Source organism: Flintibacter sp. SJQ-8 (assembly GCF_054108085.1).
The window spans coordinates 341,578-361,334 of record NZ_JBPJWR010000011.1 but is presented as its reverse complement, the minus strand read 5'-3'; the positions used below and the strand labels follow the sequence as shown (position 1 = coordinate 361,334).

The 19,757-nt window shown below is 61.4% G+C and carries 18 protein-coding genes and 1 riboswitch; of the genes, 2 read left to right on the top strand and 16 right to left on the bottom strand.

Features of this window, described 5'->3' with window-relative positions; all coding sequences use genetic code 11:
• Positions 1 to 60: 60 nt before the first annotated feature.
• The 15 genes from ACSAMP_RS10035 to ACSAMP_RS09965 all read right to left on the bottom strand — a co-directional run bounded on the left by ACSAMP_RS10035 (position 61) and on the right by ACSAMP_RS09965 (position 16,393).
• On the bottom strand, positions 61 to 654 hold the full coding sequence (locus ACSAMP_RS10035) for a molybdopterin-binding protein (protein ID WP_457800370.1): 594 nt from the start codon (positions 652 to 654) through the stop codon (positions 61 to 63).
• A complete protein-coding gene (locus tag ACSAMP_RS10030; RefSeq protein WP_457800369.1) occupies positions 654 to 1,250 on the bottom strand; it encodes a hypothetical protein in 597 nt (198 codons plus the stop codon). Before ACSAMP_RS10030 ends, ACSAMP_RS10035 begins: the two co-directional genes overlap by 1 nt.
• A gap of 6 nt (positions 1,251 to 1,256) precedes the next feature.
• Positions 1,257 to 2,279, bottom strand: a complete 1,023-nt coding sequence (pilM, locus tag ACSAMP_RS10025) for a pilus assembly protein PilM (RefSeq protein WP_441795675.1) — start codon at positions 2,277 to 2,279, stop codon at positions 1,257 to 1,259.
• 26 nt (positions 2,280 to 2,305) lie between these two features.
• Positions 2,306 to 3,115 (bottom strand): prepilin peptidase, encoded by an 810-nt coding sequence (locus ACSAMP_RS10020; protein ID WP_457800368.1) that lies wholly within the window; start codon positions 3,113 to 3,115, stop codon positions 2,306 to 2,308.
• A 148-nt stretch (positions 3,116 to 3,263) separates the two neighbouring features.
• Complete coding sequence (locus ACSAMP_RS10015) at positions 3,264 to 3,647, bottom strand: type II secretion system protein (protein ID WP_457800367.1); 384 nt, start codon at positions 3,645 to 3,647, stop codon at positions 3,264 to 3,266.
• 95 nt (positions 3,648 to 3,742) lie between these two features.
• Complete coding sequence (locus tag ACSAMP_RS10010; RefSeq protein WP_457800366.1) at positions 3,743 to 4,951, bottom strand: type II secretion system F family protein; 1,209 nt, start codon at positions 4,949 to 4,951, stop codon at positions 3,743 to 3,745.
• A 12-nt stretch (positions 4,952 to 4,963) separates the two neighbouring features.
• Positions 4,964 to 6,046, bottom strand: coding sequence for a type IV pilus twitching motility protein PilT (locus tag ACSAMP_RS10005; protein ID WP_457800365.1), 1,083 nt, complete (start codon positions 6,044 to 6,046; stop codon positions 4,964 to 4,966).
• Positions 6,036 to 7,730 carry a GspE/PulE family protein gene (locus tag ACSAMP_RS10000; protein ID WP_457800364.1) on the bottom strand — a complete coding sequence of 565 codons (1,695 nt, stop codon included), beginning with the start codon at positions 7,728 to 7,730 and terminating at the stop codon, positions 6,036 to 6,038. Before ACSAMP_RS10000 ends, ACSAMP_RS10005 begins: the two co-directional genes overlap by 11 nt.
• Positions 7,731 to 7,746: 16 nt before the next feature.
• On the bottom strand, positions 7,747 to 8,271 hold the full coding sequence (locus ACSAMP_RS09995; RefSeq protein WP_457800363.1) for a type II secretion system protein: 525 nt from the start codon (positions 8,269 to 8,271) through the stop codon (positions 7,747 to 7,749).
• Positions 8,268 to 8,564: a type IV pilus modification PilV family protein gene (locus tag ACSAMP_RS09990; RefSeq protein ID WP_441795668.1), complete on the bottom strand. Its 297-nt coding sequence runs from the start codon at positions 8,562 to 8,564 to the stop codon at positions 8,268 to 8,270. Before ACSAMP_RS09990 ends, ACSAMP_RS09995 begins: the two co-directional genes overlap by 4 nt.
• Positions 8,554 to 9,318, bottom strand: a complete 765-nt coding sequence (locus tag ACSAMP_RS09985; protein ID WP_441795667.1) for a type IV pilus modification PilV family protein — start codon at positions 9,316 to 9,318, stop codon at positions 8,554 to 8,556. The genes ACSAMP_RS09990 and ACSAMP_RS09985 overlap by 11 nt, the downstream gene beginning before the upstream one ends.
• 36 nt (positions 9,319 to 9,354) lie before the next feature.
• Positions 9,355 to 13,425, bottom strand: coding sequence for a pilus assembly FimT family protein (locus ACSAMP_RS09980; protein ID WP_457800362.1), 4,071 nt, complete (start codon positions 13,423 to 13,425; stop codon positions 9,355 to 9,357).
• A 311-nt stretch (positions 13,426 to 13,736) separates the two neighbouring features.
• Positions 13,737 to 14,621 (bottom strand): MetQ/NlpA family ABC transporter substrate-binding protein, encoded by an 885-nt coding sequence (locus ACSAMP_RS09975; RefSeq protein ID WP_457800361.1) that lies wholly within the window; start codon positions 14,619 to 14,621, stop codon positions 13,737 to 13,739.
• Between the two features lie 81 nt (positions 14,622 to 14,702).
• A complete protein-coding gene (locus ACSAMP_RS09970) occupies positions 14,703 to 15,401 on the bottom strand; it encodes a methionine ABC transporter permease (RefSeq protein ID WP_147563280.1) in 699 nt (232 codons plus the stop codon).
• Positions 15,401 to 16,393, bottom strand: a complete 993-nt coding sequence (locus tag ACSAMP_RS09965) for a methionine ABC transporter ATP-binding protein (RefSeq protein WP_147563279.1) — start codon at positions 16,391 to 16,393, stop codon at positions 15,401 to 15,403. The genes ACSAMP_RS09970 and ACSAMP_RS09965 overlap by 1 nt, the downstream gene beginning before the upstream one ends.
• A gap of 409 nt (positions 16,394 to 16,802) precedes the next feature.
• Positions 16,803 to 16,928: riboswitch (FMN riboswitch) on the top strand.
• 112 nt (positions 16,929 to 17,040) lie between these two features.
• Here ACSAMP_RS09965 and ACSAMP_RS09960 point away from each other — a divergent pair.
• Positions 17,041 to 17,619, top strand: coding sequence for an ECF transporter S component (locus ACSAMP_RS09960; protein WP_186878348.1), 579 nt, complete (start codon positions 17,041 to 17,043; stop codon positions 17,617 to 17,619).
• 98 nt (positions 17,620 to 17,717) lie between these two features.
• Here the strand turns inward: ACSAMP_RS09960 and ACSAMP_RS09955 are convergent, their stop codons facing one another.
• Complete coding sequence (locus ACSAMP_RS09955; protein WP_457800360.1) at positions 17,718 to 18,344, bottom strand: class I SAM-dependent methyltransferase; 627 nt, start codon at positions 18,342 to 18,344, stop codon at positions 17,718 to 17,720.
• 168 nt (positions 18,345 to 18,512) lie between these two features.
• Here ACSAMP_RS09955 and dinB point away from each other — a divergent pair, with 168 nt between their 5' ends.
• The gene (dinB, locus tag ACSAMP_RS09950) at positions 18,513 to 19,751 is read left to right on the top strand and encodes a DNA polymerase IV (protein ID WP_457800359.1); all 1,239 of its coding nucleotides are present in this window, start codon (positions 18,513 to 18,515) and stop codon (positions 19,749 to 19,751) included.
• Positions 19,752 to 19,757 lie beyond the last annotated feature (6 nt).

The window sequence follows — 19,757 nt, the reverse complement described above, 5'->3', positions numbered from 1 at the left end:
ACCCACCGGAGGGATAAGAAACCTTCGGCGGGCTGTTGTCATATGCGCTGTTAAATTGATTTACGAATTTCCGTCCGTCTGGCCGGCCTTCACGGTGCCGTCGTTGCGCTCCAGGAACACGGCGGTGAGCTGGGTCACGGCGCCGGGGGCGGCGGTGATGTCGGTGCCGTCCTCGTCGGCATAGATGGACACGTCCTGGATGGAGCAGCGGTAGCGGCAGTGGTACAGGTCGTTGATGATCTCCCGGGCGGCGGCATAGTCCGCCGTCTTAAAGGTCAGCTCCACCGGGCGGCGGACCAGGCCGCTGTCATCCAGGGACACGTCGTCAAAGGCCAGGCTATACTCCTGCGCCCGGGCCAGGATGGCGTTGAGCTCGATCATCACCCGCTGCACGTTGTCATAGTCGGGGACCTGGGCGTCTGGCACGGCATTTCCGGCCTTCAGCTCCTCCAGCTCCTTCTCCATGACCTGCATCTTCAGGGCCCGGCTCTGCTCGATGAGGGCCTGGTCCTGAAGCTCCGTCTGGCGCTGCTGGTTGTCCTCCACGGCCTGCTGCACCGGGGCGTAGAACAGCTTCATATAGCCCAGGGCCAGCAGCAGCACCGCCAGCACCAGCAGCATCCCCTTCTCCCGGGGGGTAAATTCCCGATCCATCACGGCGCAGTCACCTCCTCGCTGCCGGTGTCGCCGGTCTCGTCTCCCGTGAGGTCGATGGTCAGGGCGGCGTTCACCTGGCCGTCGGTCTTGTCCTCCTCCGTCTTGGCGGTGTACACCTGGACGGACTTGACCAAGTCGTTGGCCATCAGGTCCTGATAGATGTCAGAGACCTGGTGCAGGGTCACGCCGGAGATCTGGGCGGAGATCAGCCCGTCGGCCACGGTGAAGGACTTCACGGTGGCGTGCTGGATGAGATAGCGCTCCACCAGGTCCAGGCAGGCCATGGGGTCGGCGTCGCTGGACAGGGCGTCCCGGGCGATGGTATAGCTCTGATACTCCTCCAGCACCTGGTCATAGTTCTCGGTGGCCTGGCGCAGCTGGGCCAGCTGCTGGGCGGCCTGGTCGGCGGCGCGCTGGCTGGACCACACCCGGTCCAGCTGGTCCAGCACGGCGAATTTGCAGAACAGGCCCACAAACAGGGCCAGGCACACGGCCACGGCGGCGGCGGTCTTGGGCGGCGTCCCCTTCCGGTCCGTCTGGGCCAGGTTGATGTCCCGTTTCAGGGCCATCGGCTGTTTTTTCTTGGCGCTCACCTTCCGTCACCTCCCGTTTCCTTGCAGCAGCACGCCCATGGCCGCGGCGCAATAGCTGGTCTCCGGGCCGGACAGGCCGCTGGGACACAGCTCGTCGATGGGGTGCAGGGTCAGCTGAAGGGTCCGCTCTAGTTCCTCCCCCAGGGCGGTGACGTTGGCCAGACCGCCGCTTAAATACAGGTCTCTCAGGTCGGCGTCCGGCGTGTTGAAGCCATAGAAGTTCACCGCCCGCATGATCTCCACCGCCACCCGGGAATACAGCTCCCGGCAGGCGGGGATCTCCTGGGCCCCCTGATAGTTGGACATCTTATAGCCCGTGGCCAGGTGGGGGTCCACCCCGGCGGCGTCGGCGATGATGGCGTCCAGGGAGCGCCCGCCCAGCTCGATGGTCCGGGTGGTGTCGTACACGCCGTTCTGATAGATGTGCAGGCGGATGGACTGGTGGCCCAGGTCCACCACGGCGCACTCCCCCCGGTATTCCTCCGGCTTCTGCTCCAGCTTGGCCCGCAGCAGATTGCCATAGGCCAGACACTCGGGCACCGCCCGCACCAGCTTCATCCCCGCCAGGCGCAGCATCCGGCGATAGGCGGCGATGGTCTCCTTCCGGGTGGCCGCCGCCAGCAGGTCCAGGGTGGGCGGCTCCTCTTTGCCGCTGTCGTCCTTCCGGCCCTGGATCACCGAGACCACGGCGTAGTCATAGAAATACTGGTCCTTATCCCCCTGGATAAAGTCGTGGAACTCATAGGGCAGATTCACCCGCAGCTGTTCCGGGCTCATATAGGGCACGGTCAGCCGGCGGACGATGGCGCTCTCCGCCGGGATGACCACGGCGCAGGGGCGCTTTTTCATGTGCTGCTCCCGCAGCGCGTTTTTGACCTCCTGGGCCACCGCCTCCTCCGAGACCATCTTCCGGTCCCGGATCAGGTCGCTGGGCAGCAGGACAGAGGCGATCTGGCTCACGCCGCTCTGGTCGCCCACGGCCAGCTTCATGGCGCTGGCGCCCAGGTCCAGTCCCAATAATGTACTCATAGCTTCCCTTCCCCTATATCAAACTTTCAAGCAAACAGGCTCAGATATGCCGCCACGAAGGGCTCTCCCCACAGAAGGGACAGCACCGCCGCGGCGGAAATGGCGGGGCCGAAGGGGATCGCGCCGGAGGGTTCCCCCTCGTGGGCGGTCTTTTGGGGCAGAAGGGCCAGGCCGATGCCGATCACACAGGCCAGCAGCACCACCAAAAGGTCCGTCCGCAGCGAACCGAACAGTCCCACCGTAAAAAACAACTTAATGTCGCCGCCGCCCATGCTCTCCCGGCCCAGCACACGGTCCATCACAAGCACGATCAGCAGCAAAGGGACCGCCAGCGCGGCCCCGGCCAACACTCCCCGGCCCAGGGCGGCTGCCCCCTCCCCGCGCAGCAGGGTCAGCAGCACGAAGTCCAGTATCCCCGCCAGCAGCAGCCCGTCGGGGATAAAGCCCGTGTCCCAGTCAACTAAGGCCACGGCCAGTAAGATCAGCGTGAAGATCAGATATTCCAGCGTCTGCAAAGAGACGCCATGCCGCCACACAAAGGCCCCAAAGGCGGCGGCGGTCAGCCCCTCAGTGATGGGGCAGCGGGCGGGGATCTCCGCCCCGCACCAGCGGCAGCGGCCCTTTTGCCGCAGCCAGGAAAAGATGGGGACCAGCTCGAAGGGTCCCAAAACATGGCCGCAGGAATCGCAGCGGCTGCGGCCCGTCAAAAAGGACTGCCCCGCCAGGCTCCTGGCCACGGCGCAGCCCACAAAGCTGGCCAGCACCGCCCCCAACAGGGCGGCCAGCGCCAGACACTCGATCACCACCAAAGGGGCCACAGAAAACAGGTCGTTCATGTTGTCTCGCTCCCCTTTCGGTGTACTTGATGCAGAAATTTACCTCTCCGGGACCCGGACCGCAAAATCAGCCCGGGTCCCGGCACAGGGGTTCATTGCCGGGGTAACTCCTCACCGTGACCCAACGGCGGGAAAAATGCAACTATAATCAGCTCTTATCGCTCTTAGTTTCAGTGTTACCAACACCAGGAATGGTGGCACTAGTGTTGCCAGGACCACTATACGTAATTTTGATGCTATCAGTACCGCTCTTCTCAATGGTAGCAGTACCGTACAGCTTATATTCAACACCGTCCACAGTAATCTTGTCAATAGTACCAGCGGCAGGTAAATCGCCCTCATCCAAAAGTTTCTTCGCTACAACCTCAGCATAATATGCACGAAGGTTGGCTTCATCAGCCGCAGCCTTAGCGCGATCCAGGGCACCCTTGAAAGTAGGAATAATAATGGCGATCAGAATGGCGATGATGGCCACCACGATCATCATTTCCATCAGGGTGAAGCCCTTTTTCTTAGAAAGCTTTTTGAACATGATGTTCACTCTCCTTATTTTCTTTCGCTCCCGGAAGGGAGCATATCTATCATCAAACCGGGCGGGTCAAACCCAGCGGACGACCAAAATGTCACTTACATAATGGAGCCGTACATGGAGAACATGGGCAGATACACGGCCAGCAGGATGACGACCACGATGACGGCCAGGACGCAGATGATGGCGGGCTCCAGCAGGCTGACGGCCTTTTGGGCCCGGAGCTGGGTCTCGTTGTCGTAATAGTCGCTGACCACGTCCAGGGTGTGCTCTAAGGTGCCGGTCTCCTCACCCACGCCGGTCATCTCCACCAGCAGGTCGGGGAAATCGGGGCAGTCCCGCAGGCAGGCGGCCAGGGGCTTGCCCTCCTCCAGGCGGGGCAGCTGCAAGCTCAGGTCCCGGCCCATGGCCCGGTTGTCCAGCACACGGGAGACGATGTCCATGGCGTTCAGCACGGGCAAGCCCGCAGCCAGCAGGGCCGCCGTGGTCCCGGCGAATTGGGATGCGGTGCGCATCAGGCTCAGCTTGCCCATCACGGGGATGCGGAGCAGCCAGCGGTGCTGCTTGATCTGCCCGTCCTCGGAGTGGCCCCACAGCTTCCAGGCCAGGACGGCCCCGATAAGCACGGCGGCCATCACCGGCCACCAGGCGGAACAGAAGTTGCTGGTGGCGATCAATATCTGGGTGGGCCATGGCAGGGCCGTGCCCATTTCAGAGAAGCTGGTGACGAACGTCGGCACGGCCTTGACCATGATGATGGCCACCACGATGACGGCCACGATCATGGTGAAGATGGGATAGGCCATGGCGGCCTGGACCTTGCCCTTCAGCTTGGACGCCCGGTCATAATAGTCGTGGAGCCGCCGGAAGGAGCTGTCCAGCGTGCCGGAGGTCTCCCCTGCCCGCACCGTCTCTACAAAGGTGACGGGCAAAACGCTGCTGCGGGTCTCAAAGCTGTGGGCCAGACTCACACCCCCGGCCACGTCCCCGGCCACCTGGTTCAAAAGCTCCTTCAGGCGGCGGTCCTCCGTCTGGCTGGCGATCAGCTCCACCGCCCGCACCATGGGCAGGCCCGCCCCTAAGATAATGGCGAACTGGGAACACATCACAGCCAGGTCTCGCTCTTTGATTTTCGGCGTGAACACGTCCCGGGTCAGCAGGCCCTTCTGCTCCACGGCCTGAATTTTTGTGACCACGGAGCAGGTCTCTTTGATGGTGGCCACGGCGGCGAACTCGTCGAACGCCTCGATCACGCCGCTGACCTTGGCCCCGTCCTTGGAAATGGCGCTGTATTTATAGGTCTGCAAGGGAACACCCCCTTAGATCCCCATGCTCTGGGGCAGATGCTTTTTCACAAAATCTTTGTCCCGGGCGGCCTGGGCGGCGATCTGGGCGCTGATGCGGCCCCGCTGATAAAGGCGCAGGACGCTGGCGTCCATGGTCACGCTGCCCTCCTGGGCGGACACGGCCATGGTCCCGGCGATCTGGGGGGTCTTGCCCTCCCGGATCTGGTTGCGCACCGCGGCGGTGACCACCAGCAGCTCGCAGGCCGCCGTGCGGCTGGTGCCCAGGGTGGTGGGCAGCAGCTGCTGGCTGAGCACCGCCTGAAGGGTCATGGACAGCTGCACCCGGATCTGCTGCTGCCGGTCCGCCGGGAAGGCGTCCACGATGCGGTCGATGGTGTCCACGGCGGAGTTGGTGTGCAGGGTGCCCAGGACCAGATGGCCCGTCTCCGCCGCCGTCATGGCGGTCTCGATGGTCTCCCGGTCCCGCATCTCCCCCACCAGGATGATGTCCGGGTCCTCCCGCAGGGCCGAGCGCAGGGCGCTGGCAAAGCTGGCGGTGTCCCGCCCGATCTCCCGCTGGTTGAAGATGCACCGGTCCGGGGTGTATTGATACTCCACCGGGTCCTCCAATGTCAGCACGTGGGCGGCCCGGGTGTGGTTGATCTTGTCGATTATGGCGGCCAGTGTGGTGGACTTGCCGCTGCCCGTCTCGCCGGTGACCAAAACTAAGCCCTGGTGCAGATCGGTAAGCTCCAGCACTTTTGGGGGCAGGTCCAGCTTCTCTAAAGCCGGGATCTCGTCGGCCAGCAGACGGATGGCGGCGGAAAAGCTGCCCTGCTGGCGGAACAGGTTCACCCGGACCCGGCGGCCCACCATGGTCCGGGCCAGGTCCACCTCCCCCACCGCTTTCAGCTGCTCCAGCTGATAGCCCGCCAACTGGGCGGCGGCCTGGTCGCAGTCGGCTTCAGTCAGGGGCCGGCCCTCCCGCTGGGGGACCAGCTGGCCCACCACCCGGAAATAGGGGGGCAGGCCTTTAATGAGGTGTACGTCCGAGGCCCCCAGCTGGTCGGCCTGGCGGACGATCTCCTCCACATTCATCTCGATCTCACTCATCATACTCCACGGAGCTGCCCAGTCTCCGCGCCTCCTCTATGGTAGTCACGCCGTCCTGGACCAGGCGGCGGCAGTTCTCCTGAAGGGTGGCATAGTCCCCCTCCTGGCGCAGGATCTCCCGCAGGTCCTCCCGGTCCATGCCCTTGGCGATGGCCGAGCGCATCCGGCGGCTGAGCACCAGCATCTCGAATACGGCGGTGCGCCCCCGATAGCCCCGGCCAAAGCAGTTGGGGCAGCCCTTGCCCCGGAACAGCTTCTGCTTGCTGTCGGCGGGCAGACCCAACTCGGCCAGTTCCTGGGCTGTGGGGTCATAGGCCTGTTTGCAGTCGGGGCAGATGGTGCGCACCAGGCGCTGGGAGATGACCCCGTTCAGGGCCCCGGCGATGAGATAGTTGGGCACGCCGATGTCCTTCAGCCGTTCCACGGTGGACAGGGCGTCGTTGGTGTGGACGGTAGACAGAACTAAGTGGCCGGTGATGGCCGCCCGCATGGCGATCTCCGCCGTCTCCCCGTCCCGGATCTCGCCCATGGCGATGATGTCCGGGTCCTGGCGCAGGATAGACCGCAGGCCGCTGGCGAAGGTCATGCCCGTCTTCTCGTTGATCTGCACCTGATTGATGCCGTCGATGTTATACTCCACCGGGTCCTCCAGGGTCATCAGGTTCACCTGCTCGCTGTTGAGCTGGTGGATCATGGTGTACATGGTGGAGGTCTTGCCGCTGCCCGTGGGTCCCACGATCAAAATGGTCCCGCTGGGGCGGCCCATGAGATATTCATACTGCTCCAGCTGCTTGCCCTCCACCCCGATGCCGTCCCGGCTGAGAAAGGCGGAGTTCTTATCCAGCACACGGATGACGCACTTTTCGCCGTAAATGGTGGGCAGGGTGGACATACGCAAATCGAAGCTGCGATTGCGCAGCCGCACTCCGGCGCGGCCATCCTGGGGCACCCGGCGCTCGGTCACGTCCATGCCGCCCATGATCTTCAGTCGGGCCAGCACCGAGGCATACAGGTCGCTGGGCACCGTCATCACCGGGCACATCACGCCGTCAACGCGCATCCGAACCCGGATGCAGTCGGCGCAGGGGTCCAGATGAATGTCGCTGGCGTTCTCCGCCGCCGCCCGCTCGATGATGGAGTTGACCAAACGGACGGTAGGGGCCGCCGTCTCGTTCAGCTCCACCACCGCGTCTGCGGTGCTCTCCTGCTGGGTGGCGGGGGCCTCCCGGCGCATATCTTGGATGGCCCGCTGGGCGCCCTCGCCGCCATACAGGCTGGCGTTGGCCCGCTCGATGCCGTCGGCGGTGGTGATCATGGGCACCACCCGGCGGTGGGTGGCCACCCGCACCTCCTCCTGGGCCATAAAGTTCAGGGGGTCGCTCATGGCCAGGTACAGGGTGTTGCCGTGGAGCCGCACCGGGGTCACGCCATATTTCTTGGCGATGTTCCGGGGCAGCACGTCCACCAGTTGGGGGTCGGGCTCTACGGTGGACAGGTCCACAAATTCAATGCCCAGCTGCAAACGCAGGGTGTCGATGAGCTGCTGCTCGGTGATGATCCCGTCATCGATGAGCTCCTCGCCCAGCCGCTTTTTGGTCTCCTTCTGCCGGGCCAGGGCCTGGCCCAGCTGTTCCTGAGAAATGACCCCGGAGGAGACCAGCAGGTCGCCCAGCCGTGGATGTGCCATGATGAATCAGCTCCTATTATTCTCTCGGTTCCTCGTTCAGGGAACGAAAGGCAAAATCAATGGTTTTTTTCGCCTGCTCCGGTCCGTTGATCTCATAGCTTCCGTAGAACAGGCAGTTATCTTTGTCGTAAAGCATCTTAAAGCCACTCACCGTCAAATCGGTGTATGCCCCCGCCCCCGTCAGGGTCAGCAGGGTAGCATCCTCGCTGTCGACGGAAATATTGGCGGTAGCATTGACATACAGCCGTCCGCCCCTGTCCAGGATCTGCCCATTGACGATGCCATAGCCCGGGTTGTTGATATAGACCAGCCCGCTGGTGGCAATATATTTAGCACAGGTGGCATAGTGGAGCATGTCCCCCAGGGCGCTGTTCAGGGTGGCGGCCAAGATCTCGCTCTCCGACTGAAAGCGAGAGGCCGTTCTGGTGCGCAGGGCGGTCATGGTGCCCATCTGCACCGACATGGCCAGCAGGACCACGATGACCAGCGCCGCCAGGGTCTCCGCCAGGGTAAAGCCCCGTCTGTTTCGTTGACGCTTCATCCGGCTCCCTCCTCGCTCTGGAGGACATAGCCCTGGAGGGCCTCCCCCTCTCCGTAGCGGATCACGGGATAGGAGCCGCCGCCGATCTGAACGGTGCTCTGTTTGCCGTCTGACCGGCGCTCCACCACGTCCTGCTCCAGGCGGAGCTGCTCGTCCCCCTCCCCCGCCTGACGGTTCACCCGCTGGGCGGCCATGACGGAGGTGAGCAGGAACACGCTGGTGAGGGACACCACCAGAATGGCGGCCAGGGTCTCCACCAGGGTCTCCCCCCGGCTGGTGCGTTTAGCTCTCATCCCGGCTCACCCCCTTGGAAATGGTCCCACGGGTCCATTGGATCGTAGTGGTGTAGTGATGGACTTCAACGGGGAAATTTCGTCCTTCTGTCACGTACTTGTTGGCAAGGCTATCCCAATATGTTACCTTCTCATGATAGCAATTTTCATTGGTCGAACTTTCCACTGGCTCACCGGCCTGTCCCTTGCTGACCAGGGTCATGCGATAATCTTCTGCCAGGTCGGCCTGCTGGGGGGCCAGGGTGAAGGTCAGCGTATAGTCCCGGTTGAGCTTCACGTTCACCTCCACGGGGCACACCCCGTCGTCCACGGTGAAGCTGCTCTGCCAGCCATTAAAACTTTCTCGATTTTCTTGGAACTTGGCATAACTGTGATATACCTTCTCCACTCCGGGCAGGATCAGCTTAGTTAAGGACTTGTCCTCTTCCGAAGTCGCCTGAAAGCTCTCGTAGTCATACTCGTCAGAGTGTCGACCCGGCTCTTTGATCGTGATTTCCGCACTGACACGGTTACACTCATACGCTTTCCACCGCTCCACGCCCTGATACTGCACCCGGGTCATCTCGTCCCGGATGAGCTGGGCGGCGGAGCTGACGGAGTTGTATGCCTGCTGCCGCTGGTGGGCTCCCTTCAGCTTCTGCACGTTGGTCATGGCCGCGCCGATGATCACCGCCGCAACTAAACCGCACACCAGAAAATACAGCAGGGCGATGAGCAGAGACGCGCCCCGCTGGCTGTTTAGCTTTTCTCTCATGCGCGTCCCTCCTCTCTGCCGTCTGCTGCTCTTGCTTTAGTCTGTGGCCTCCTCGTTGGACTGAGACTGGTCCGGTTCCTGGTTCTCCTCCGGCTCCGGCGGAATGGCGTCGGCCACAGGTCTTTCCTCCTCCGATACATCCGGCACATCCGGCGCATCATAGGTCGCCGTGCTGGAACTGTACCAGTCGCCATAGTGGATAGGCTGGCCGTCCGCCCCGGTGGTCGCCGTGGGATAGGGATATGCCTTGCCGATGAGTCCGGCGCTCCAGGGGAAGGTGTGACCGGCATCGGCCCAGTTGAAGCCGTCTATCTCCTGGTGAGACAGCTGCTGACTGGTCAGCCTTTGGCTGAAACCGTCATCTTTCAAGGTGATGTCCACAATGCCGGAGCCATCGAGATAGTAGCAGTTGCTGATTTTGACCTGGGTGTTCCAGATATTGTCGTCATACATTGGGGCGACCACAGTGAAGTTCCATTTTGCCGAGTCTGGCATGTTGCTACTCAGCCGGGCGTTGGCGGCGTAGCTGTTGGACACCCGCATATCCCGCTGGCTGACGTTATCCTGTCCATAACCCCAGACGTTCACAAAGCCGCCCACTAAGCCGCCGCTCTTTCCGTTCTGCTTATACCCTAAAGTTCCGCCCGCATAGCACTGGTCAATGGTTCCTGTACCGTTCAAGCTGCCAACCAGGCCGCCAACGATACCGTCGTTGTTCCCGTTGTACACGTTGCAGGTAGCGGAGCTGTTCTTGATATCGCCGAAGTTGATACCTACCAGGCCGCCCAAAGCAGGGGTCGAGCTGGCACCCTTTCTGTAGAACTCCACGGCATAGCCGGAGACGGTACAGTTGATGACCTCTGCTTTCTTTTCGCCGCTGTCGACTTTCTCTTTGTATATCAGTCCTGCCAGCGCACCCACAGCGGGCTCCTGATTCCACTGTCCTTCAAAGTTTCTGACGATCACATAGCCCGATTTTTTTGCCGGGTCAGAGGCCACCATGACAATGTTTTTCAGGGTACACTGCTCCGCCTCGCCGAACAGCCCGGTAAAGCGGTAGACAGCGCTCCCCGCTTTGTTGTAGGTCTCGCAGCAATAGTCGATGATCTTGTGGCCCTGGCCGTCATAGGAGTTGCGGAAATTCCATGCCTCAAAGCTATTGCCTTTTTTCACATTGGGCGTACCGATGGGCTGGTTTTTATAGGGGTTGCTCTCGCTGGTGTCCATCAGGTTATAGGTCACGCCGCAGTAGTTCTTGGTGTACAGCTGATAATTCAGGTCCGTCTCCTGGACGAACTGGATCTGCTGTCCGCCGCCCCGCAGGTTCCAATAGTAGGTGGAGCGGGACATGCCGTTGAGTTGGCGGGCGGAGCGGACGTAGACGGGGCGCTCTGAGCCGCCGGGCTCCTCGGGCAGACTGCTCTTCACGCCGGGTTCCGGGTTCACCGCATTCCGGGCAAAGTCCGGGCAGTAATAGAAGATCTCGTTCTTCACCACGGGGTCGCTGCTCTCCGGGCCATAACCGGTAATGGTCAGGGTCTCCCAGAAGGTGTAGGCCGACTCCCGCTTGTTGATCTGTAGGTCGAAAGGCAGCCGGTACAGCTTGGCATTCTGGATCTCCACCATCTGTCCGTCAGAGACAAATTCCACCACCTCGCCCTGGCGCAGCAGGGCGGCTTGGCTTTCGTTACAATTCGTCGGGTCATTGGTGATCTCAACGCTGCCCTTCCTCAAGGCTTCGTCTCTGACACCCACGTCCAGGGTGTAGGAGAAGCGGTTCAGCTCATACACGGTCATCAGGGCATAGCCGTCCTCCACGCAGGGCTGGTTTTGCAGGGTGTCGGCGATCCAGTTGCTGCCCGCGCTCTGGCCGCCGCTGGTCAGGCTGGTGCGGGCATAATAGCCATAAGTATTGTCGGCGTACTTCTCATAGTAGACCAGAGAGGTCTGAAGCTGATAGGCCTCCGGCCAGTCGCCGTAATGATCGATGCTCTTGCCCTGATACTGGCACAGGGGGAAAGGGATGCCCAGGCCGCGCAGGCCCACGGAATAGGGGTGGCTCTCCCCCACATGGGCCGTCTCCTTCAGGGCGCTGTACCCCGAGGCCGTCACCCCGTTGGGGGCATGATAGGTCGCGTTGTATTTTGCCTGGCTGAGATAGCAGCAGTTTTTGATGGTGACACTATCACGGAAGCCAACAAAGCCACCACTGGTATTGGTATCTTCTGTTCCCTCGCTGGTCGTTACCTTTCCATAAGAAACGCAATCCGTGATTGTTCCATCTGCGGCACCAACCAGGCCGCCGCCTCTGCTGTTCGATATCACATTTCCGGTGGCATAGCAGTTTTCCATACTGCCCTGAATCCTGTCGTTATACTTATCTGCCACACCAACCAGACCACCCGTACCGTTCGTGGCATTTACATTGCCGGAGGCATAGCAATCTTTCAATTCACAACTGATAAAATAGCCGCCCAGGCCACCGGCGTAACCCATATACTCGCCCTTGCTCTCCACATCAACTGCGCCAAAAGACGCCGTGATGATGCAGCGGTCCGCCGTAGCGATCAGGCCACCGGCATAGCAATAAGACAGGCTGGGGTCGCCTTTTACCATATATTTAGCCCGCCGGGCGTCCATATCATTATAATAAGAGCCGTTCTCATCCTGAGTATTCAGATATGCGCCGCAGTTTTCTATGCTGCACTGGGACAGATATGCCCCCAGCATGGCGGCATACATTCCGTTTGCCTGACAGTCCGCCAGGCGGATATTTTGAAAGTCCGTATGGCTGGCAGTGCCAAACAGGGCGGATCTGCCATAGTCGTTCATGCCGAATACAAAGCCCTTCAGCACATTGTTCTGTCCGTCATAGCAGGCCCGCACTGCCGGGGCCTCGCTCTCCTCCGCTCCGAACAGCGCCTGGTTCTGAATGGGCCGGAATTCGTCCATGGGGTTCCCCGTCCACTTGGACGCGGGACACCAGTCTCCGTCCTTCCAGTCCCGGAATAAGAAGGAGATGGGCGCGGTCTGGACCACCTTGCGGCAGGCTTTTGCCGCGTCGGCGGCATCGCCGGTCAGAATGCTGTCCTGCAGGTTGTTCAGGTGGCGCACCCGGGAGACCTGGATCTGTCCGCTGCCGTCATCACCGGTGACCACTGCGCCGAACAGGCTGTTGCCCTGCGCCAGGCCGGTCTCTCCGGTGATGTTCAGACCCTGGTTGGGGTCATCATAGGTGATCGCGGCCTGGACGGTGATGTCGTCCCCGGCCTTGATCCCGCTGTTTTTGAACACCGCTGCAAAGGCGTTATCCTCGTCCAGGCTGTCCAGCACCTTATAGAGCGTGATGCTGTCGCGCTCCACAAAGAAGTCCGTTCCGCCCCGATAGGTGAACGGCACCTCGCCCCCGCTCGCGCCCTTCACCGTCAGGGTCACGGTCAGGTTCCGCTGGGTGCGGCGCAGGGCCATCAAACCGCCGCAGTCGATCTTCACATACAGCTCTTCCCCGTTGATTAGCTCGATGGTGGGGCAGAACTTCTCCGGCACGCCAACGGCGCCATAGTCTGCCGAGGCGGCGCTGTAATAGCCGGTGAGGTCCTTCTCCCCCAGCCGAGTCTCCCGGCTCCGGTCCGCCCAGGCGCTGATCTGCTCATAGGTGAAGGGCTGCTCGGAATAAAAGGCGCTGTACACGTCCCCGGTGAGGGGGTTGAGCTCCAGGAGGAAATAGCCCCCGTGTTCGGTGGCCTGGCTGAGGGAGTCGCCGGCGCGCAGGAGAAAATCCTCCGCCGCCTGATCGGCGCTGTATACCGTGTACAGATCCTTCCAGCCGTCGTTGTCCGTCTTAGGGTAGTCCTGGGGCTGCTGGGTCAGACGCTGGTCCGTCTGCTTGGCAAAGGCCTCTAACCGCCCGGTGGCCTTCATGGCGGTCAGCTCGTTCTGGGCCGCCACACAGATCTGCCGGGCAAAGTCGTCCATCTCCGTCAGCCGGAACCGGCGGTACATCGAGGCGCTGACGGGGATGAGCAGCCCCGCCAGGATGGCCAGCATGGCGATACTCGCCAGCATCTCCGTCAGGGTAAAACCCCGGCTGCGCCGCTTCTCCTTCACTCCGCTCACCTCGCTGTGCGTAACCCGAACGTCAAGCTTCTTTTCAGAAGCGTATCCGCCTTAAAACGTTACATATTTTTACATTTTCGGTGTTTTAACGACTGACATATAGATTTTAATACCAGATTCTCAAAATTTCAATCGTTTCAACCCCCTCTCAACGAAAATTGACTAATGTAACAAAAATATTTTTCACTTCTATACTTTTCCGTCATTTCACCGGGCGCTCTCTCCGCGGGCTGTTTTCTGAAAAGAAAAGAGGGACGCGAGCTCGCGTCCCTCTTTTGGCTGCTTTTCCGTTGGAAAGGCGATCAGAACATGGCGACCACAGCGCCGTGATACTTGTCGGCGATGTACTGCTTCACAGAGTCGGTCTCCAGCGCGGAGATCAGAGCTTTGATCTTGGGGGTGTTCTCGTCGCCGTTGCGCACAGCGATCACGTTGGCATAGGTCTGAGCGGCATCGCCGGAGGCATCCTCCACAGCCAGGGCATCCTCGGTGTGCAGACCGGCCTGGAGGGCATAGTTGCCGTTGATGACGGCCACGGTGCCCTGGGCGCTGTTGGCCAGCTGGGTGGGCACAGTGTCGGCCTGGACAGCCTGGATGTCAAAACCGTGGTCATCCTTGATATCCAGGGTGGTCACGCCGGTCTCGGCGCTGGCCTCCTCGGGCAGGTCGATGAGGCCCTCCTGGGCCAGCAGGAACAGGGCGCGGGTCTCGTTGCTGTCGTCGGCGGGGATCAGAATGGTGGCGCCGGGCTGGATGTCGGCCACGCTGGCCACGCCATTGCCATACAGGCCGAAGGGCTCGTAGTGGATCTTGGCGGCGGAGACCAGGTCGGTACCGTTAGAGGCGTTGTAGCTGTTCAGATAGGGGGTGTGCTGGAAGTAGTTGGCATCCAGAGAGCCGTCGGCCAGGGCGCGGTTGGGCAGCACATAGTCGTCATAGACCACGATCTTCAGGTCGTAGCCCTCCTGGGCCAGGCTGTCCTTCACCTGCTCCAGGATCTCGGCGTGAGGGGTGGAGCTGGCACCCACGGTGATGGTCTCCAGGTCGCCAGTCTGGGCGGAGGAGCTGCTGGCGGCATCAGAGCCGGAGCCGGACACGGAGGCGGAGCTGCCGCCCTTGCCGGAGCAGCCAGTGAACGCGCCCAGGGCCAGCACGAGGGCCAGGGCAAGAGCAAATTTCTTCTTCATTTAGAATGATCTCCTTTTTGCTTGAATTTGCTTCAATAAAATATGGTGAACGGTGCGGAAAAAGCCGCGCCGGTCCTCCCGTTATCGGATGCGCTTGTCCGTCTTCCGGGCCACCAGTTCGCCAATGAACTGGATGACCTGGACCACGATCCAGATAAGCACCACGCACACCCAGATCACGTCGGCGTTGCTGCGCTGGTGGCCATAGATGATGGCCACCTGGCCCAGGCCGGTGCCGCCCAGGGTGGCGGCCATGGCGGTGTAGCCCAGAACGGTGACAGTGGCGATGACCGAGCCGTGGATCAGAGAGGGCTTGGCCTCGGGCAGCAGCACATGCCACACGATCTGCCAGTTGGTGCAGCCCATGGACTGGGCGGCCTCGATGACCCCGCTGGGGACCTCCTTCACCGAGGACTCCACCATCCGGGCGATGTAGGGAGCGGCGGCAATAATCAAGGTGACGATCACCGAGCCGTTGCCCAGGCTCTTGCCCAGGATCAGCCGGGCCACCGGCATCATAGCCACCATCAGGATAATGCAGGGGATGCTGCGGAAAAAGTTGACCACAAAGCCCAGCACGCAGTTGATGATGCGGCAGGCCATCTGCTTCCCCTTCCCCACCTGGGGCAGGCCGTTTTTATCCGTTACCCACAGGATCACGCCCATGGGCAGACCGAAGAGATAGGCAAAGCCGGTGGACAGCAGGGTCATGTAGATGGTCTCCCACACGCCCAGCTGGAGCAGGCCGTTGTCCCACAGTTTTACAAGCATTTCAGACATCACTTGCTCTCCTCCTTCCACTGGATGCCGCTGCTGCGCAGCCAGGCGCGGACCTTCTCCGCCTGGTTCTCGTCACAGGGCAGTTCCAGCAGCATCTGGCCATAGGCCTTGCCCTCCACCTCTTTGGTGTCGGCAAACAGAATATTCACCGGCACCTGGCACTCCAGGGTCAGCTGAGACAGCACGGGCTGCTTGGCGCTTTCGCCGCTGAAGATAATGCGCAGCTGGGCTCCGCCGCTGGTCTGGGCGGCACTGATATCCTGGGGCAGGATGAGCTCCCGGGCGATCTGGGACTGGGGGTTTGTGAACACGTCGCTCACCTTGCCCTCCTCAGCGATGGAGCTGTGGTCGATCACCGCCACCCGGTCGCAGATCTGGTCGATGACCTTCATCTCGTGGGTGATGATGATAATCGTCACGCCCAGGTCCCGGTTGATCTGCCGCAGCAGCTCCAGAATGGCACGGGTGGTGTTGGGGTCCAGGGCGCTGGTGGCCTCGTCGCACAGCAGATACTTGGGGCTGGTAGACAGGGCCCGGGCAATGGCCACCCGCTGCTTCTGGCCGCCGGAGAGCTGGCTGGGATAGGACCTGGCCTTGTCAGACAGGCCCACCAGCCCCAGCAGCTCCGCCGCCCGGGCCTGGGCCTTGTCCTTCTTCTCCCCCGCCAGCATCAGGGGGAAGGCCACGTTGCTGAGCACCGTGCGCTGCTCCAGCAGGTTAAAGCCCTGAAAGATCATGCCGATGTTCCGCCGCATGGCCAGCAGCTGCTTCTGGGGCAGCCGGGTCAGCTCCTGGCCGTCGATCCACACCTCGCCCTGGGTGGGCCGCTCCAGCAGATTGATGCACCGCACCAGGGTACTCTTGCCCGCGCCGGACAGACCGATCACGCCGAAGATCTCCCCGTCCTGAATGGTCAGGTCGATATCCCGCAGGGCGGTGACGCTGCCGGAGGAGGTCTCATAGGTCTTGCCCAAATGCTTTAATTCGATCATGGGGACGCCCCTTTCCTTTATACACATATACACACTGATCAGCAGGGTCCAGACGCTCAGGTCCGATCCCGTGAAAAAAGACCTGAGAAACACGCCCGTTTCTCAGGTCTTGGTTGCGCTCATTGCCTATCAGCAGACGAAGCGGAGACCGAACGAGCCCATGTTTTGAGCGCAGCGCATCATACGCATGGAAACCATGCGCATCCCCTCCATCATCATGCAGCGGGTGCGGTGGACGCTCTCCATATGGGTCAGCCTCCTCTTTTCTGTCAGATACCTGTGTATCATAGCACCCAAATACCGCCTCTGTCAATACTTTTTCCCCATTTCTCCACAGTCACCTGCAGGAAAGAAACACTTGCATTTCCTCCCGTCATCGCTTATAATAAAAACAACGAACAACTGAATTCAATGTCTTCAGGGCGGGGTGTGATTCCCCACTGGCGGTATAGTCCGCGACCGGATCTGTTCGCAGGTCCGCTGACCCGGTGAAACTCCGGGACCAACGGTATAGTCCGGATGGAAGAAGATGTGTGGAAACGATCCATGTCGCTTTGCGGCCGATCTCCCTCCTCCTTTGATCGTTTTGACACCTGGAAGGCATGGCTTTTCAGGTGTTTCAAGACAAATCGAAGGAGTTGTTTTTTATGTCCCGCACCACGAATATCCGCAAGCTGGCCGTAATGGCCCTTCTGGTGGCCGTATCTGTAGTTTTGATCTATGCGGTCCACTTCCCCCTGATCCCCGCCGCCGCCTTCTTGGAGTATGACCCGGCAGACATCCCCATTCTCATCGGCGCTCTGGCCTATGGCCCTCTGGCCGGCGTGGCCCTCACCGTGGTGGCCAGCCTGATCCAGGGCGTCACTGTCAGCGCGGGCAGCGGCCTCTATGGCATTGTGATGCACATCATCGCCACCTCCACCCTGGTACTGGTGGCCGGTTCCATCTACCGTTTCCGCCGCACCCGCTCCGGCGGGGTCCTGGGCCTGCTGCTGGGCACCCTGGCCATGGGTCTTATCATGATGCCCGCCAACCACATCATCACCCCCTACTTCACCGGCTGGCCCGTGGAGGCGGTGGATGCCCTGCTGCTGCCCGGTATTCTCCCCTTCAACCTCATCAAGGCCGGACTGAACTCCGGGGTCACCTTCCTGCTCTATAAGACCGTGTCCCGCTACATTGTCCACGGCGAGGGCTGGCAGAAGCCCGCCGCACAGAAGGTCTGATCCGCAACCAGTCACAAAACCGCCGCAGGGCTTCCTGCGGCGGTTTTCACAGTGATTCAGGACTTTTGTCCTTATTTTTCATGATACCCCAGTCATTGTCACACTTTTTTTGCCGCCACAAACAGGTTGGGCGGTGCGGGGAACAGGTTCTTGCTCTCTACCACGGTAAAGCCTGCGTCGGCAATGCGCCGTTCCAGCCCCTTCATCTTATAGAAGGCCACATAGGGCATGGAACCGGTGCGGCTTTTAAACCACTTCTTCACGCCCACCTTGGTCAGCTTCTCCCCCAGGCAGTCGGTGGCAGAGAGAAACCGTCCGCCGGGCTTTAACAGGCTTTTGATCCGGGCCAGCACGGCGGCGCTGTCCTCCACATAGCACAGCACGTTGAACGCAGTGACCACATCGAAGCTGGCCGGCTCCAGACAGGGGTCAAACAGGTCGGTCTGGGTCACCTCTACATTGGTCACGCCATGATCGGCCATCTTCTGTTTGGCCTTGACCACCATCTCATCCGAAATATCGATGGCCCGGATGTACTTCACATGGGGGGCCTCCTCCAGGGTGACGATGCCCGTGCCGCAGGCAAAGTCCAGCACCCGGTCCTCCGGCTTTAAATAGGCCAGCGTCCGCTCCGCCGTCAGCTGATAGGCCCGCTCGTACTGGGGGCCGATCTGCTCGTCATAATTATGGGAGCGGTGGTTCCAAAAATCTCTCTCCGTGATCATGGGACAATGCACTTCCTTTCTTCGCCCAGTATAGCATATCCGTTGAAATTTTAAAATAGTTTCCCGGTCACTTTTGTTCTTTTTGTCAGTTTAGAACATCCGTTTGACTTTTCAGCCAGGAACCGGTATAATGGCCTTACCAAACCGATGGGAAAGGGGCGCTGGGCTGTGGACCGGATCATTTTTCACTGCGATCTGAACTGTTTTTACGCCTCCGCCGAGCTGCTGGACCACCCGGAGCTGCGCCACCTGCCTGTGGCGGTGTGCGGCGACCCGGAGAGCCGCCACGGCATCATCCTGGCCAAAAACGAGCCCGCCAAGGGCTTTGGGGTCAAGACGGCGGAGACCATCTGGCAGGCCCGGAAAAAGTGCCCGGAGCTGGTCCTCCTCCCTGCCCACCACGACAAATACCGCCGCCTGTCCCGCCAGGTGGGAGAGATCTATCGGGAGTACACCGACCTGGTGGAGCCCTTCGGCATCGACGAGAGCTGGCTGGACCTCACCGGCTCCCTCCACCTCTTCGGCGGGGATGCCGCTGCCCTGGCCGACCGGCTGCGGGACCGGCTGCGCCGGGAGCTGGGGCTGACCATCTCCGTGGGCGTTTCCTTCAACAAGGTCTTTGCCAAGCTGGGCAGCGACTATAAAAAGCCGGATGCCACCACCGTCATCACCCGGGAGAATTTCCGGCGCATCGTCTGGCCCCTGCCCGTGTCCGACCTGCTGTATGTGGGCCGGGCCGCCGAGCAGACCTTTCAGCGCTTCGGCGTGAAGACCATCGGGGACCTGGCCGCCTTTGACCGCCAGGCTCTGTTTACCCTGCTGGGCAAGCACGGCGTTCAGCTCCACGATTACGCCTGCGGTCTGGACCGCTCCCCCGTCGCTCCCGCCGGACAGTACACCCCGCCCAAGTCGGTGGGCAACGGCTTCACCTTTCCCCGGAATCTGCAGGGCTGGGAGGAGATCCGGGGCGGCATCACCCAACTGTCTGACCATGTGGCCGCCCGGCTCAGGCTGTGCGGCATGAAGTGTCAAGGGATCTCCCTTGCCATCCGGGACCCGGATTTTCACGACATCAGCCGCCAGACCCGCCTGGACACCCCCACCTATCTGGGCCGGGAGCTGGCCCGGTCTGCCATGGCCCTGGCCGACCAGTGCTGGTCCATGGACCGCCCAGTGCGGGCCCTCACCGTCACGGCCATCTATCTCATCCCGGCGGAGGAGGCCGCCGCCCAGCTGGAGCTTTGGGATGCCCCCCGGCAGCACCAGCGGGAGCGCCGGGAGCGGCTGGAGCAGACCATGGATGCCATCCGGGCCAAATACGGCGGGAGGGCCATCCAGCCCGCCTCCGCCCCCCGGAACACGGCCTCCACCGGCCACGCCCCCTTCCCGGACCGGGAGGGGACATAGTCCACG